This is a genomic window from Microbispora sp. CA-135349, assembly GCF_050947365.1.
GTDB lineage: Bacteria > Actinomycetota > Actinomycetes > Streptosporangiales > Streptosporangiaceae > Microbispora.
The window spans coordinates 3,375,364-3,390,200 of the sequence record NZ_CP192001.1; the positions used below are offsets into that span (position 1 = coordinate 3,375,364).

Here is a 14,837-nt window from a genome sequence, read left to right on the forward strand (position 1 = left end):
TGCCGTGGTGGTCGTGCTCTCCAGCTTCGCCGTTCCTCGCGAAGCCGCAAGCGCCGTGCGGGCCCCGCCGGGGGTCGCCCGCCGCCGGGGGGCAGGGTCAGCGCATGCGGGAACGCAGGGCCCGCGCGACCCTGCCGTAGCCGCCCCGGGCCCTGATCGCGGGATACGCGCCGAGGACGACGGCCGCGCCGCACAGCACGATCGCCAGCAGCGTGGCGGTGCCGTAGTCGCCGGGCCAGCCGGCGCTCCAGCCCCGATAGGGCAGATAGATCGCGGCGAAGGTCAGCGGCGCCGCGACGATCGACGCCAGTCCCCGGGTGCGGGTGTACGCGGCGATGCAGGCCAGCACGATGCCCCCGATCGTCACGAGCGGCACGCCGATGAGCGTGAAGGGCAAGCCGTAGAGGCCCGGTGGGCCTTTCACCGTCATGTACAGGCCCACCCAGGAGAGGAACCCGGCGGTCGTGAACCCGAACGGCGACCGGCGGCGGCACCCGGCGAACCCCAGAGCGGCCAGCAGCACGGTGAGCGCGACGAGGTAGGCCGTCCCCGTCTCCGCCTCGATGTGTTCTCCCGGGGTGGAGAGGGGGATGGCCGCCTGCTCGGACAGGTCCTCGTACCCGAGGAGACCGAGCCGGTGCCATCGTCCGGCGACGTCGCGCAACGCCACGCCGTCGCGGCCGTTGGCCACGGCGACGAGGTGCCCCCCGGGCACCGGCAGGACCGCCACGGCCATGGACTCCGCCCTGTCGGCACGGTCGCCCTCGTAGGTGTCGAGGTTCCGGTACATGTAGTGCCGCCGGGCGGCGGGGACCTCCCAGGCCGTCGTCCAGGTGGCTCCCCCGTTGTCGGACTGCTCGACCAGGAGCAGAGGCGGGACCACCCGGTAGCAGCGCCTCGGCTCGCCGGGGACGCAGGCGGTGGTCCGCGACGACTTCTCCGCCGGCGGGCTGGTCCAGCGATGCCATGTCCGGCCCTGATCGCTCGTCGCGACCCCCGACCGTGGGTAGCCGTTGGTGTACACGACGATCACGGCGTCGTGCGCCTCCACGTGCACGGCGGACGGCGGGATGAAGGGCGCGGCCGTGGCCGTGACCGCGAGGACGGCGGTGGGCAGGGCGACCAGCAGCCGGGCCCGCCGTACGGCACGCCGGACCCGCGCGGCGGTCCCCACGGCGCGCAGCCGGACCAGCCAGGCGAGCCCGAGGGCGGGCAGGGCGACCAAATCGGCCGGGTCCATGACGACGCCGGCGGAGGGGGTGAACAGCGACCATGCCTCGGCGGCCGCCCGCGCTCCGAACGGCGTGGTCTTCACGAGGGCGAAGACCGCGCCGGTCAGCGCGATCGCCGCCAGGGCGGTCCGCCTGCCCGCCTCCCCGGGCGCGACGGCGGCGCCCCGCGAGGCGCTCCCGGGAGCCGGGGCGGCGGGGCGCCGGACGGCCAGGGTCGCGGCCAGGGCCGAGGGGAGGGCCGCGGCGAGCGCCACCAGCGGCGGGGCGACCAGCATGCCCGCGACGTCGCTCAGCTTGCCGGTGACCACGCCGGGCCACAGGCGTTTGAGCAGGTGGTCGTTGACGAGGAGCACGGCGATCGCGGCGAGGGTCGCGGGATGGCCGAGCCACGCCGCGGCCGTTCCCGGGCTTCGGAAGCTCACCGGTCACCTCGTCTCGTCCGTCCGGCACAACCCGCGTGAGGTTGGACGATCAAGGGCGTCGTACGGTTCACCCGCGTCCGATGTGGCGTTCGGAGGTGGCGTGTAGGAGGATCACAGGGGTGTCCTGACTGTTGGGAGGCGCGATGTCGGTGTTGCGGGATCTGGTGGACGGCATCCGGAGCGGGGGGATCGAGGTGCTCGACCTCACCGCGCCGCTGAGTGACACGACGCCGATCCTGCTGCTGCCCGAGCCGTTCGGCCAGACGGTGCCGTTCACGTTGCAGGAGATCAGCCGGTACGACGACCGCGGGCCGGCCTGGTACTGGAACAACTTCACCACCGGCGAGCACACCGGCACGCACTTCGACGCCCCCAACCACTGGGTGACCGGGCGCGACGGCGAGGACGTGTCGCAGGTGGCCCCCGCCAAGCTGATCGCCCCCGCCGTGGTGCTCGACTTCAGCGCCGAGTCGGCCGCCGACCCCGACTTCCTGCTGGAGATCGACCACGTGAAGGCGTGGGAGGCCGAGCACGGGCCGCTGCCCGACGGAGGCTGGCTGCTGTACCGCACCGGCTGGGACGTGCGCGCCCACGACCAGGCGGAGTTCCTCAACGCCGACGAGACGGGCTCGCACACGCCCGGCATGTCGGCCGACTGCGCCCGTTACCTCGCCGAACAGACGCCCATCACGGGCATCGGCGTGGAGACCGTGGGCACCGACGCGGGCGGCGCCCCCTCGCTCGACCCTCCCTTCCCCTGCCACTCCTACCTGCTCGGTGCGGGGAAGTACGGCCTGACCCAGCTGCGCAACCTCGACCGGCTGCCGCCGACGGGCGCGGTGGTGGTCGCGGGTCCGCTGCCGATCGTCGGCGGCTCCGGCAGCCCGGTCCGCGTGCTCGCGCTGGTGGAGCGGTGAACGTCGCGGAGGCCGTCGGCGCGGCCCTCGCCGCCCTCGGCGTACGGGCGGCCTTCGGCGTCGTCGGCAGCGGCAACTTCCACCTCACCAACGCCCTGATCGAGCACGGCGTGCGGTATGTCCCCGCGCGGCACGAGGGCGGGGCCGCGACGATGGCGGACGCGTACGCCCGGATGAGCGGCACCGTGGCCGTGCTCACCGTCCACCAGGGGCCGGGCCTGACCAACGCGCTGACCGGCGTCACCGAGGCGGCCAAGAGCCGGACCCCGATGCTGGTGCTCGCTCCCGAGGTGACCTCGCCCACCTCGAACTTCCGGATCGACCAGACCGCGCTCGCCGAGGCCGTGGGCGCGCACTGCGCCAGGGTCGGGTCGGCCGCCACGGTCGTGGACGACACCGTGATGGCCTTCCTCGCCGCCCTGCTCGGGCGCCGGACGGTGGTGCTCAACCTGCCCCTCGACGTGCAGGCCGAGACGCTGCCCGAGGAGGCCGCCGAGGCCGTACGCGAACTGCTGGCCGGCCGTGGCGGCGCGCACCGCGACGTGGCGAACCGCGTGCCGGCGGCCTGGGGCCTGACGTTCCCCATCGAGAACGACGAGGAGCCGGAGGGGCTCCCGGCGGAGCCGTCCGACGAGCTGACCCGGTTCGCGCGGATGCTGGCGGAGGCGGAGCGGCCGGTCTTCGTGGCCGGTCGGGGAGCCCGGGGCGCACGGCGGGAGCTGGAGGCGCTCGGCGAGCGGGTGGGGGCGTTGTTCGCCACCTCGGCGGTCGCCAAGGGCAACTTCCACGGCAGCCCGTGGGACCTTGACGTGAGCGGCGGCTTCGCCACCCCGCTCGCGGCCGAGCTGATCCGCGGCGCCGACCTCGTCGTCGGCTGGGGCTGCTCGTTCACCATGTGGACCACCCGGCACGGCGCGCTGATCGGGCCGCGGGCCAGGGTCGTCCAGGTGGACCTCGACTCGGACGCGCTCGGCGTGCACCGCGAGATCGACCTCGGCGTGGTCGGCGACGTACGCGAGACCGCGCGGGCGGTCGCCGCCCTGCTCGGCGAACCCGCGGCCGGGGGAGAGGCGGGGACGCGGGGCTACCGCGCCCCGGAGATCGCCGAGCGCATCGCCCGCGAGGGGCGCTGGCGCGACGTGCCGTACGAGGACCTGAGCGCCGGAGGGCGGATCGACCCCCGCACGCTGACGATCGGGCTCGACGACCTGCTTCCGCAGGAGCGGGTGGTGGCCGTCGACTCCGGAAACTTCATGGGATATCCGTCGATGTTCCTCACGGTCCCGGATGGCGGCGCGTTCTGCTTCACCCAGGCGTTCCAGGCGGTCGGGCTGGGCCTGGCCACCGCGATCGGCGCGGCCGTCGCGCGGCCGGACCGGCTGACGGTCGCCGCGCTCGGCGACGGCGGGGCCCTGATGGGCGTCGCCGAACTGGAGACGGTCGTACGGCTCGGCCTGCCCATGGTGGTCGTGGTCTACGACGACGACGGGTACGGCGCGGAGGTCCATCACTTCGGCCCGCACGGGTTCCCGCTCGGCACGGTCACCTTCCCGCCCGCCGACATCGCCCGGATCGCGGCGGGCTTCGGCTTCGACGCGGTGACCGTACGGCGCGAGGAGGACCTGTCGGGGGTCGCCGAATGGCTGAAGGGCCCGCGCGACAGACCCCTGCTCGTCCACGCGAAGGTCACCGCCGACCGCCCGTCGTGGTGGCTGGAGGAGGCGTTCCGGGGCCACTGACCGCGGGTCGCACCGAGTCCGGCGGTACGACGGCCGGCTCGCGTTCGGTAAGGCAGCGGTCGCTTTTCGCCCAACGGGCGTGAGTGACACACCTGCGGGGGCTGTCGTGGGGTATCACGCCCTCACACGGCCGGGACAGGGTTACATCGGCCGCGAGCCGTGCGGGGCATCGCCCCTGATCGGCGGCACAAGCTGTTGCCCTGGGGCCTAGGTGCGCGTGCGCAACGCCTGTGAGAGCGCGTCGACGGTTACGCCCACAATGGCCAGAAGTTGCGCCCGGCTCGCCCCAGCTCTGCTCATGACGGCGAGAGACTGGTTCACGGCCGCCACGTGTTCAGCGAAGGCCTCGGCGTCCTGTTCGGTCAATCGGCTGGCCTTCAGTGCGGCGCGTAGACGCAAGCGCTGGAAGCCCAGCGCGTCCTTCGCGTGTGCCGCGACCTTCGGGCTCAGCACCGGGATCGCCATGGCCGATTGGGCAACCAGGCATCCATCCGGCAGTTCGGGATCGGCGATGCGTTCGAGGGTGACGTCGAAGAACGCACGAAGGGCTGCAAGGGGCTCCGAGGCTGCACACGACAGGGCGGCGTCGTACTTTGCGCCGTAGCGCGCGGCATAGCGATCCAGGCAGCGGAGGAAGAGCGTGTCCTTGTCACCGAGCGAGGAGTAGATGGAGCTGCGGTTCAGGCCGGTTGCCCGGGACAGATCGTCCACTGATGTGTCGGCGTAGCCGGCGCGCCAAAACTGGATCATCGCGGCGTCAAGTGCGGTGTCCATGTCGAATTGCTTCTTGCCTGCCACGTGGCACTTCCCTGCCGGTGTGTCGTTGTCTCGGGCTGCGCTGCGCACCCAGTCTATTCTGAACCGATCAGTTCAAGATGTGCTAGCGTCCAAGCATCGTCCTGGCCGGGCGTCCCCCACACTTCGCGACAGCGCGACAAGCACATCAGGTAGTGCCAGCCGCCGCCGTCGTCCTCGGGCGAAGCACCGAACCCAGCACACCTGACACCGATGGAGGATCCCCGTGACCGACCCTGCGACCAGCGCTTGGCATGTCTCCAAAAGTAATCCTGTCCGCGACCTGCCCCTGCACGACCTGGCGGGATTCACTCACCGCTGGGTCGACGCCGACGGCGTCCGCCTTCATGCCGTCGAAGGCGGCCGGCCGACCGGCCTGGCCGTTGTCCTGCTCGCCGGATTCCCGCAGACCTGGTGGGCATGGCGAAGGGTCATGCCCAGCCTCGCCGACCGGTTTCGCGTCGTCGCGATCGACCTGCCGGGTCAGGGCCACTCCGAGCGTCCGGAGCGCAGCTACGACACGCACACGGTCGCAGCGCACGTCCACGCCGCGGTGAAAGCTCTCGGAGTGCCGACTTACTGGCTGGTCGCCCACGACATCGGCGCCTGGGTCGCTTTCTCCCTCGCACTCAAATTCGAGAGCCAGCTGCGCGGGGTCGCTCTGCTCGACGCCGGAATTCCCGGCATCACCCTCCCCGACGCGATTCCCACCGACCCGGATCGGGCGTGGAAGACCTGGCATTTCGCGTTCCACCTTGTGCCCGACCTGCCCGAGACGCTGCTTGCCGGCCGCGAACGGGACTACGTCGGCTGGTTCCTGAAAACGAAGGCCCTCTCTCCCAACACCTTCGACGACGCCGAGCTCGACCACTACGCAGCGGCCGTCGCCGTCGACGGTGGCCTCCGCGCTTCCCTCGCCTACTACCGAGACGCCGCCGAGTCGGCACGCAAGAACCACGAGGCGCTCAAGCGGCAGCACCTGACCGTGCCCATCCTCGGAATCTCCAGCAGCCATGGCTCCATCCCGGACATGGCGGCCTCCATCAGCCCATGGGCCGACGACGCCACCGGAGTCGTCGTGCCCGACGCCGGACACTTCATCCCCGATGAGCAGCCCGAAGCCGTCGCTGCCGCCATAGCCGATTTCATCGTCGACGGCGACTGACACCGGTCAGGCCTGCCCGACTGCGCACCGCCCCAGTCCGCGCGGAGTCACGAGCGGCCCGGTTAAGTTACGGCTGAGTAGGTTACGGTTTCAGGCATGGCTGAGATCGTGTACCCGCCGGTCCTGCGGACCGCGCTGACCGCCTTCAAACTGCTCGACCTGAAGTTCCGCATGGAGGGGACGGAGCGGATACCCCGCAGCGGCGGCGCGGTCCTGGTGAGCAACCACGTCAGCTACCTCGACTTCATCTTCGCCGGCTTCGCCGCCCACCCGGCCGGGCGGCTGGTCCGGTTCATGGCGAAGAAGGAGGTCTTCGCCCACCCTGTGTCGGGCCCGCTGATGCGCGGCATGCATCACATTCCCGTGGACCGGTCGGCCGGGACGGGAGCCTACGACGCCGCCGTACGGGCCCTCAAGGACGGCGAGATCATCGGCAACTTCGCCGAGGCGACGATCAGCAGGTCGTTCACGGTCAAGGAGATCAAGAGCGGGCCGATCCGCATGGCGGCCGAGGCGAGGGTGCCCGTGATCCCGATCGCTCTGTGGGGCGGCCAGCGGCTGTGGACCAAGGGCCGGCCCCGCAGGCTGCTGCAGCGGCACGTCCCGATCACGATCCTGGTCGGCGAGCCCATGCACCCGATGCCGGGCGACGACATCGCCGCCCTCACCGGCGACCTGCGACGGCGGCTGGCGGACCTGCTCGACGAGGCCCAGCGGACCTACCCCGACCAGCGGCGGGGCGTGTGGTGGCAGCCGGCCCACCTCGGCGGCACGGCGCCCACCCCCGAGGAGGCCGCCGCCCTCGACGCCGCTGCCCGGCCGCGCCCCAAGTAGCCGCCGGCCACCCGCAGCCGCCGCCGGCTCCCTGCGCCGTTTCGCCGCTCTTCTCCATCCGCGCCCCAGCGGCATCGCCCGACGCCCTCCTCCTGAGAAGGCCACGAGCGGGGCCGCGGAGGTCTGTCCGATTCCGCAACACGGCCGTTACGCCGGAGGGTTGACCGGGGGTCAAGAGGCGGGGATAACTGAGCCGTACCGACACGGGGGCCCGCAGTCCGTACCTTGGAGCCGTGCATGAGCATCCTGCCCCCGCCCCCACTGGTCGGACGCGCGGCTGAGCTGCGGGCTCTCATCGACGCGGTGACCCGCCCGCCGGCGGTCGCGCTGGTGGAGGGCGAGGCGGGCATCGGCAAGACCCGGCTCGTCCGCGCCGCGCTCGATCGCCTGCCGTCGGGCGACCGGGCCGTCCTGCTCGGCTACTGCCACCAGATCCGCGAGCCCTTCCCGTACGGGCCGGTATTCGAGGCGCTGCGGGATGTCGGGGAACGGCTCCCGGCGGCGAACCGGCTCAACCCGGTCACCGGGGCGCTCCGCGGTCACCTCCCCGAACTGGCCGGCGCGCTGCCGCCGTCGCCGCAGCCTCTGGACGACCCGCGGGCCGAACGCCACCGGGTGTTCCGCGCGATACGCGCACTGCTGGCGGCCGTCGGACCGGCCGTGCTCGTCGTCGAGGACCTGCACTGGGCCGACGACGGCACGCTCGACCTGCTGCGCTTCCTGGCCGGTCAGCCGCCGCGGGGACTGGCGGTGGTGGCGACCTACCGCAGGGACGGCTCGGCCGGGCCGCCGCTCGGCCGCGCCTACCGGCATCAGCCGGACACGGCCAACCTGGTCGTACGGCTGGCGCCGCTGGACGTGTCCGGCGTGGCCGGCCTGGCCGGCGCGCTGCTGGAGCGCTCCGACCTGTCTCCGGGATTCGTCGCGCGGCTGCACGAGCGGACGGCGGGCATCCCCTTCGTGGTGGAGGAGCTGGTCCGCTCCCTGCCCGCCTCCCCGCCGGGCGCGGACGACCCGGACGCGCTCGACCGCGCCGTCGACCGGGCCGGCGTGCCGCTGCTGCTGCGCGAGGCGATGGCCGAGCGGATCGCCGGTCTGTCCCCGCCGGCGGCGAGAGCGGTCCGGGCGGCGGCGGTGCTGCGGCTCCCCGCGAGCGAGCATCTGATCACCGCGGTCGGCGGCGGCTGCGCCGGTGCGAGCCGTGCCGGGCCGGACTCCGCCGAGACGGACTTCACCGAGACGGGCTCAGCCGGGCTGGCCGAGGCGCTGCGCGCCGGGGTCCTGCACGAGCATCCCGGAGGCCGGTACGGCTTCCGCCACGCGCTGGCCCAGCAGGCCGTCTACGACGCCGTCCCTGGCCCGGAACGCCGGTCGGCGCACGTGCGGGCGACGGCCGCGCTCGCCGCGATGGACGCGCCGCCGCTGGTGCAGCTGGCCTTCCACGCCCGGCGGGCGGGGGACACCGAGGCCTGGGTGCGCCACGGGACCGCCGCCGCCCAGCAGGCCGCCGCGCTGGGCGACACCGCCCTGGCGATCGAGGTGATCGAGGGCATGCTCGACGATCCCGATCTGCCGGTGCGGGGCCGGGGCCCGCTGGTGCTGATGCTGAGCCGCTTCGCGGCGACGGGCCTGTCGCACCAGCGGGTGGTGCGGCTGCTGCGCCAGGTGCTTCGGGGCGACTTCCTCTCGCGGGACGTGCGCGGCGAGGTGCGGCTCAATCTCGGCGTCGTCCTGTCCAACCAGGCGGGTGACGCCGCGGCGGGCCGCCCGGAGATCATGGCCGCCCTCGCCGAGCTGAGCGACCGGCCGACGCTGGCCGCCCGCGGCTGGGCCAGCATGGCGATGCCGGAATGGGGCACCGAGTCGCTGGCGGAGCACGCCGAGTGGATGGCCCGTGCCGAGGCGCTCGTCGCCGCCGCCGACAACCCGGAGCTGTCGGCCGCGGTCCTGGCCAACCGGGCCTCCTTCGCGATGACGACCGGCTCGCCCGGCGCGTTCGACGTCGCCGCCCGGCTTCCGGTCGCCGACCCGCGTACGGCGGTCCGGCGGGAGGTCGCCCGGGCGTACTGCAACCTCCACAACTCCGCGACGACCGTGGGGCTCTACGCGGCGGCCGAGCGGTTCGCCAGGGACGGGCGGCGGCTCGCCCTGGAGACGGGGGCGCAGTATCCCGCCTTTCTCCTCGACGCCTCCGTGATCCGCAGGGAGTGGCTCACGGGGCGGTGGGACGGACTCCGCGACAGGGCGGCGTCCCTGGCGGAGTCGGCCACGGAGACGCCGCTGATCGCGGTGGACCTCTGGCTGGTGCTCGGGCTGCTCGCCCTGGCGACGGGTGAATGGGAGGAGGCGGTCAGGCAGTTCCGGCGCGCGGGGCTCGACGCGCCGGACGCCGGGAACGTCCCGATCGTGACGGCCGCCGCCGGAGGGCTCGTCGATCTGCATCTCGCCCGCGGGATGGTGGACGAGGCGGTCGCGGAGGCCGAGCGGGCGGTCGTGCGGCTGCGCCGCAAGGGCGTGTGGGTGTGGGGCGCGAGCGTGGTCCCGTCCGCCGTCGCCGCCTTCGCCGGGGCCGGACGCATCGCGATGGCGGCGGAGCTGGTGGACGAGTACGCCGCCGGGATCGCGGGCCGCATCGCGCCCGCCGCGCACGCCGCGCTCGACGCCGCCGGCGGCGCGCTCGCCGCCGCCGGAGCGCGGTACGCCGACGCCGCCGCCTTCTTCGCCCGGGCCCGGGAGGCGTACGCCGCCCTGCCCCAGCCGTACGCGGCGGCGCGGGCCGCCGAAGGCGAGGCGCGGGCCGGGCTCGCGCTCGGGGACGGCGCCGCGGCGGCGGGCCTGCGGGACGCCGCGCATTGGTACGGCAGGCTCGGCGCCACCCACGACGCCGCCCGGTGCAGGCGGGCGCTGCGCGACATCGGGGTGGACGTCCCGCTTCCGCGCGGCGGGCGGCGGGGCGCCGGCGGGCTGTCGCAGCGGGAGCGGGAGGTCGCCAGGCTCGTCGCGCTCGGCAGGACCAACCGCGAGATCGCCGACGTGCTCTTCCTGTCCACACGAACGGTCGAGACCCATGTCGCCACCGTGCTGCGCAAGCTCGGCGTACGGTCGCGGACCCAGATCGCGCCGCCCGCCTGACCGGCCGTGGACACGGAAGATCCCCAGGACCGTGTCCGGTCCCGGGGATCTCCGCCGTCGTCGCTCAGACCGTGACGCTCCACGAGTCGAGGTAGCCGGTGTCGTAGGTGTACTGGTCGCGGACCTCGAGGGTCCAGGTGCCCGCCGCCGTCTGTGTGACCGGGACGGAGTAGGTCCGGGTGCCGAACGACGTGCAGCTCAGGCCGCCGCTGGACTTGACCGTGTACCAGGTGCCGTTCGGGCCCTGGAGCCTGATCCGCAGGTCCTCGGCGCAGCTGTGCGAGATCGTCACGCTGAGCTTGACCGGGGAGACCGCGGTGCCCGTGGCGGTCGAGGTGATCGGGCTGGTGATCGTGGTCAGGTCGTTGATCGTGTAGTCGGTGCCGTTGGTGAACGTGCGCCCGCCCGAACTGCCCGACACGGTCAGCGTGTACGCCGCGGTGTGGCCGCCCGACGACCCGCTGCCCGTGACGGTGACGGTGTAGGCGCCGGCCGGGGTCGACGCGCTGGTGGAGACGGTCAGCGTGGCGGAGCCGCCGGAGCTCACCGACGACGGGCTGAAGCTCGCGGTGGCGCCCGACGGAAGCCCGGAGGCGCTGAGGCTCACCGTCTGCGCGCTACCCGAGGTGGTGGCCGTCGCGACCGTGGTCGTGGCCGACTGGCCGGGCGTCACCGTGCCTCCGGTGGGGCTGAGCGACAGGGAGAAGTCGTTGCCCGAGGAGCCGCAGCTCGGCTCGCCCGACTGCGCCGGCACGCCGGCCGCGCTCCACGCCGCCGCGGTGGCCGCGCACTCGGCGCTGCTCGCGCCGTACAGCTCGACCGCCGCCGCGAGCGACGCGGTCCTGACGTTGACGTACTTCCAGGTCGAGGTCTTGCGCATCAGCGCGCCCATGTAGATCTTGCCGGCCTTCTGGATGCCGACGCCGGTCACCGAGGAGGGGCCGCCGGAGCAGATCGGGCTGCTCGGCTTGCCGCCGCCCGGCGACGAGCCCTCGGCGAGCAGGTAGAACCAGTGGTTGAGCGGGCCGGCCGCGGAGTGGACCTCCGTGCGCGGGATCGAGGAGGAGTAGCAGTTGGGGTCGCCTGCGAGGGACGGGTTGTACATGTAGCGGATCGGCCCGTCGCCGACGAGGTCGACCTCCTCGCCCACCTGGTAGTCCGGCGGGTCGTTCGGGTTGTTGGCGTACGCCTCAGTGAGCGCGCCGAAGATGTCGCCGGTGCCCTCGTTGATGCCGCCGTTCTCGTTGCCGGAGCCGGCGGCGCCGGGCGTGGTCTGGAAGATGGCGTGGCCGAACTCGTGCGCCACGACGTCGATCGGCGTGGCCTGACGGGCGTTGTCCTGCGAGTGGCCGAAGTTGGTGTAGCTGCCGTTCCAGTACGCGTTCACGTCGGCCAGGCCCACGCGGGCGGGGAAGCCGCCGCCGTTGCCGTTGATGCCGTTGCGGCCGAGCCAGTCGCGCAGCATGTCCCACTCCCGCTGGACGTCGTAGAGCACGTCCACGCAGGCCGTCTCCAGGTTGGTCCCGCTGCCGTTGCCCCAGGAGTCGTCGGTGCCGGTGTAGGCCGAGCCGTTCTGCCCGCCGCATCTGATGCCGCTGCGAGTGGAGTCGGTCATCGAGTACGAGCTGCCCGAGCCGCTCGTGTTGATGGTGACGGTGCCGTAGTAGTAGCCGTTGCCGGTGCCCGCCTTGACCTCGTCGTAGGAGTCGGCGATCTCGCCGGTGGTCGCGTCGACGAACACGTGCCGCTTGCTCGGCCTGCCGTCGGCGATGCCGGCGACCAGCGCCTCCCACGCCAAACGCGGCCTGTCGCCCCAGGTCAGGACCACCAGGCGCGGGGCCGCGGTGTCGTCGACCCGGGAGAGCACGGTCCTCGCCGTCGCGGCGGCCGTCTCGGCGCCGACCGCCGGCGAGGTCGGCACGCCCAGGGGGAGTGCGCCGGTCGCCGCCTCGGTGTCGCGCACCCGCCCGTTCGCGTCGGTGACCACGACGGCGTCGCCGCCCACCATGGGCAGGCCCTTGTAGGAGCGCTCGTAGGTGACGTAGTACATGCCGCCGCCCGCCGTCACGGCGGTGCGCCGGTAGGTCTCGCCGGGGGACACGCGCAGGTCGTCCATGCCGCTCGCGACGGCCTGGTCGGCGGCGGCAGCGGCCCGCTGCGCCGGGTCGTCGGCGAGGGATTTCACCGCGCTCTCACTGCCGGGTGGGGGCTTCGCCACAGCGGCGGTGGAGGGTGCCACCACGCCGGTCACGGCCAGTGCGGCGGCCGCCGCGAGCAGTGCTGTGCGCCTCATGGGCGTCGTCCTTTCTCTGCCTCCCACGTGGCGTCCCGCCTTGTGGGCGGACACCGGCGGTCGCGCCTCCGGGACACGAGCCCGGGCAACGGACACTGGTGGGATTCGGGGGGTGATGAGAGAAATGGAGGGTGGTATCCGCCGCGACGGGCACGAGCGGAAACGCGTGTTCCCGCCGTGGCGGGCACGAGCGGGAACGTCTCTCCCATGGCGGAAACGGCTGGGAGAAAAGGAGGGATTTACGTCACGCAGCGCCTCGTTTCGCCGACCCGGCCGGGGAATCCGGCTCGTGCGCGACGTTAGAACCCCGCTCGGGGCTCGAACATCCGTAGCGATATCCGTACATCTACCGAAAAGCGACTGGCTTTGTGCGTATGCCGTAAGACCACGGCCGGCGAGCGGGCGCCTTCTGCCGGTACATCGAGGCTGTCGCCGTGGCGGCGCCAGAAAGGAATCATTTGCGGCCTGTCCGGATTCACCGATTGGTGGACGTCGGCAGCCATGCTTGGCTGAACGGGGAGCGGCGAGGGTGAATGCGAACATCTCGCGAATTCGCCGGCGTCGTCAGGCTACTGCGGTCACGATAGTGCTCCTGCGCGCTGCCGTATTCGGTGCGGGATGCGACAAAGTGGGGATGCCGTGAGGTCGGAAGCAGCTTTATCAGGCAGCGACAACGCGCATAAGGCGGACGGGACCAGCGTGCTCGACGTGGTCCGCGATGTGGTGGCCGAGATCGCGCCGGAGGAACTCGTGCTCGTGGACGGGCTGGCCGGGCTCGACCCCGACGCGGTCATACGGCGGCTGGGCCGCAGGGGCGGTCGGCGCGAACCGTTGGGGTTCGGCTTGGGCGAGGTCGCAGCGCTGGTGACTCCGGTGGTGTGGCTGGTGGTCGAGGAGGGCGCGCGGCGGATCGGGAGCGCGGCCGGGGAAGGCGCGGCCAAGGGGACGAAAGCCGTGCTGCGGCAAGCTCCTGCGCAGGCCGGCTCCAGCCGTGGTCGTCCCTGACCTGACACGTGAACAGCTTGCCGGAATCCACCGGCAGGTCGTCGAGACGGCCGTGAAGCACGGGCTGGAGGACGGCCGCGCGCGGCTCATCGCCGACGCCGTAACGGGCAGGCTCGCACTGGTCTCCGCGCAGGACGACGCCGACGAACCGGGCGGCCCGGACAGCGGCGGCGCCGCAGTGCCGGACCAGCGATGGGCAGCATGGTTGCCCCGCCACGAATCGACGAGCGGTCGATGGTCGCAGGCACGACCGTGCGGTTCACGCTGCTGCTGGTCCTGCTGCTGGTGAGTAGTGGCTCGATGATGCAGAGCGTGATCAACCGGCTCTACGGCGCGGACAACTACGGCTGCTTACTCGCCGCCGGAGGTGATCCCAACCAGGGCATACAATCCTATGCCGCCAGGATCACCCGATACTTCGCGGCCGTCCAAACATGCCGGGACCGCTTCGAGCCTGAGGCGCCATTGTGGCTGACCCTGCTGTGGCCGGCCCTGCTGGTGACCGCTACCGTCGTGCTGTTTCGGTGCCTACCGCGATGGAAGGCACGGCGCGGCCGCTTCGTCCCGCTGGAGGCGATCGACCACGACGGCGAGATCCGGCGCAGGCTGGCGGACTTCGCGGCGGTGGCCGGACTGGACCGCCTGCCGCGCGTCGTCGTCGACCCGGCGGCAGCATCCACCAGCGCGGTGGTCTTCGGCAGCAACCGCCGGCCGATCGTGTGCCTGCACGGCGGCCTGCTCGCCCGCATGAGCACCGACCCCACCGCCTTCCGAGCGGTGGCCCTGCACGAGTTCGCCCACGTCCGCAACGGCGACGTCACTCTCACCTACACCACCATCGCCGTGTGGCGAGTGTTCATCGGCCTGGTGCTCCTGTCGTACGTCGTCTGGGAGCTCAGCGACATCCCCGCTTCCGCCCGGTCGCGGTTCTGGCCCGTTACGCACCGTATGCGACGCGTGAGCTGCTGCTTGTGGTCGTCATGGTCACGCTGGTCCATCTCGCCCGCTCCGACGTGCTGCGCAACCGGGAGATCTACGCGGACCTCGCCGCGGTGCGCTGGGGCGCGGATCCGCGCGGCTGGGCGTTCACCGCATCCGGCCGGCCCCAGGGCAGACTGCGCCGGGCACTCGGCTTCTTCGTCGAAGTGTGGCGCACCCATCCGCGCTGGGAGTTGCGCCGGGACGCTCTGACCGATCCGGCGGCACTGTTCGGTGTGCAGGCGCTGCCGATGTTCCTGACCGGGGCCGCCGCTCTGCTGATCGAAGCTCAGGCGCAGGCCTACTGGTAACTCGCAAACGACAC

General features: G+C 72.6%; 10 protein-coding genes. 7 read left to right on the forward strand and 3 right to left on the reverse strand.

Going from position 1 to position 14,837, the window contains the following annotated elements; translation table 11 throughout:
• Positions 1-97: 97 nt before the first annotated feature.
• Positions 98-1,654, reverse strand: a complete 1,557-nt coding sequence (locus ACQPZZ_RS15820; protein WP_432932755.1) for a hypothetical protein — start codon at positions 1,652-1,654, stop codon at positions 98-100.
• A gap of 143 nt (positions 1,655-1,797) precedes the next feature.
• Between ACQPZZ_RS15820 and ACQPZZ_RS15825 the strand changes: the two genes are divergently transcribed.
• Together ACQPZZ_RS15825 and ACQPZZ_RS15830 are read left to right on the forward strand one after the other, a co-directional pair.
• On the forward strand, positions 1,798-2,571 hold the full coding sequence (locus tag ACQPZZ_RS15825) for a cyclase family protein (RefSeq protein ID WP_432932757.1): 774 nt from the start codon (positions 1,798-1,800) through the stop codon (positions 2,569-2,571).
• Positions 2,568-4,310: a thiamine pyrophosphate-binding protein gene (locus ACQPZZ_RS15830; RefSeq protein ID WP_432932759.1), complete on the forward strand. Its 1,743-nt coding sequence runs from the start codon at positions 2,568-2,570 to the stop codon at positions 4,308-4,310. Before ACQPZZ_RS15825 ends, ACQPZZ_RS15830 begins: the two co-directional genes overlap by 4 nt.
• 207 nt (positions 4,311-4,517) lie before the next feature.
• Here the strand turns inward: ACQPZZ_RS15830 and ACQPZZ_RS15835 are convergent, their stop codons facing one another.
• Entirely contained in the window at positions 4,518-5,108 is a 591-nt protein-coding gene (locus ACQPZZ_RS15835) for a TetR/AcrR family transcriptional regulator (protein WP_432932761.1), read from the reverse strand.
• Between the two features lie 223 nt (positions 5,109-5,331).
• Here ACQPZZ_RS15835 and ACQPZZ_RS15840 point away from each other — a divergent pair, with 223 nt between their 5' ends.
• From ACQPZZ_RS15840 to ACQPZZ_RS15850, 3 genes are all read left to right on the forward strand, one after another.
• A complete protein-coding gene (locus ACQPZZ_RS15840) occupies positions 5,332-6,270 on the forward strand; it encodes an alpha/beta fold hydrolase (RefSeq protein ID WP_432932763.1) in 939 nt (312 codons plus the stop codon).
• 96 nt (positions 6,271-6,366) lie between these two features.
• Positions 6,367-7,104: a lysophospholipid acyltransferase family protein gene (locus ACQPZZ_RS15845; RefSeq protein WP_432932765.1), complete on the forward strand. Its 738-nt coding sequence runs from the start codon at positions 6,367-6,369 to the stop codon at positions 7,102-7,104.
• Between the two features lie 237 nt (positions 7,105-7,341).
• A complete protein-coding gene (locus ACQPZZ_RS15850) occupies positions 7,342-10,236 on the forward strand; it encodes an ATP-binding protein (RefSeq protein WP_432932767.1) in 2,895 nt (964 codons plus the stop codon).
• Positions 10,237-10,300: 64 nt separating this feature from the next.
• On the opposite strand, the gene ACQPZZ_RS15855 is transcribed toward ACQPZZ_RS15850, so the two are convergent.
• Complete coding sequence (locus tag ACQPZZ_RS15855) at positions 10,301-12,529, reverse strand: M4 family metallopeptidase (RefSeq protein ID WP_432932769.1); 2,229 nt, start codon at positions 12,527-12,529, stop codon at positions 10,301-10,303.
• Positions 12,530-13,228: 699 nt separating this feature from the next.
• Here ACQPZZ_RS15855 and ACQPZZ_RS15860 point away from each other — a divergent pair.
• Positions 13,229-13,534 (forward strand): hypothetical protein, encoded by a 306-nt coding sequence (locus ACQPZZ_RS15860; RefSeq protein WP_432932771.1) that lies wholly within the window; start codon positions 13,229-13,231, stop codon positions 13,532-13,534.
• Between the two features lie 192 nt (positions 13,535-13,726).
• Positions 13,727-14,725 carry a M48 family metalloprotease gene (locus ACQPZZ_RS15865; RefSeq protein WP_432932773.1) on the forward strand — a complete coding sequence of 333 codons (999 nt, stop codon included), beginning with the start codon at positions 13,727-13,729 and terminating at the stop codon, positions 14,723-14,725.
• The last annotated feature ends 112 nt before the right edge of the window (positions 14,726-14,837 follow it).

Bases quoted from the DNA above. Each gene is read 5' to 3' on its own strand.
- ACQPZZ_RS15825 (WP_432932757.1), top strand. From the start codon at position 1,798: ATGTCGGTGTTGCGGGATCTGGTGGACGGCATCCGGAGCGGGGGGATC.
- ACQPZZ_RS15845 (WP_432932765.1), top strand. From the start codon at position 6,367: ATGGCTGAGATCGTGTACCCGCCGGTCCTGCGGACCGCGCTGACCGCC.
- ACQPZZ_RS15850 (WP_432932767.1), top strand. From the start codon at position 7,342: ATGAGCATCCTGCCCCCGCCCCCACTGGTCGGACGCGCGGCTGAGCTG.
- ACQPZZ_RS15855 (WP_432932769.1), bottom strand. From the start codon at position 12,529: ATGAGGCGCACAGCACTGCTCGCGGCGGCCGCCGCACTGGCCGTGACC.
- ACQPZZ_RS15865 (WP_432932773.1), top strand. From the start codon at position 13,727: ATGGGCAGCATGGTTGCCCCGCCACGAATCGACGAGCGGTCGATGGTC.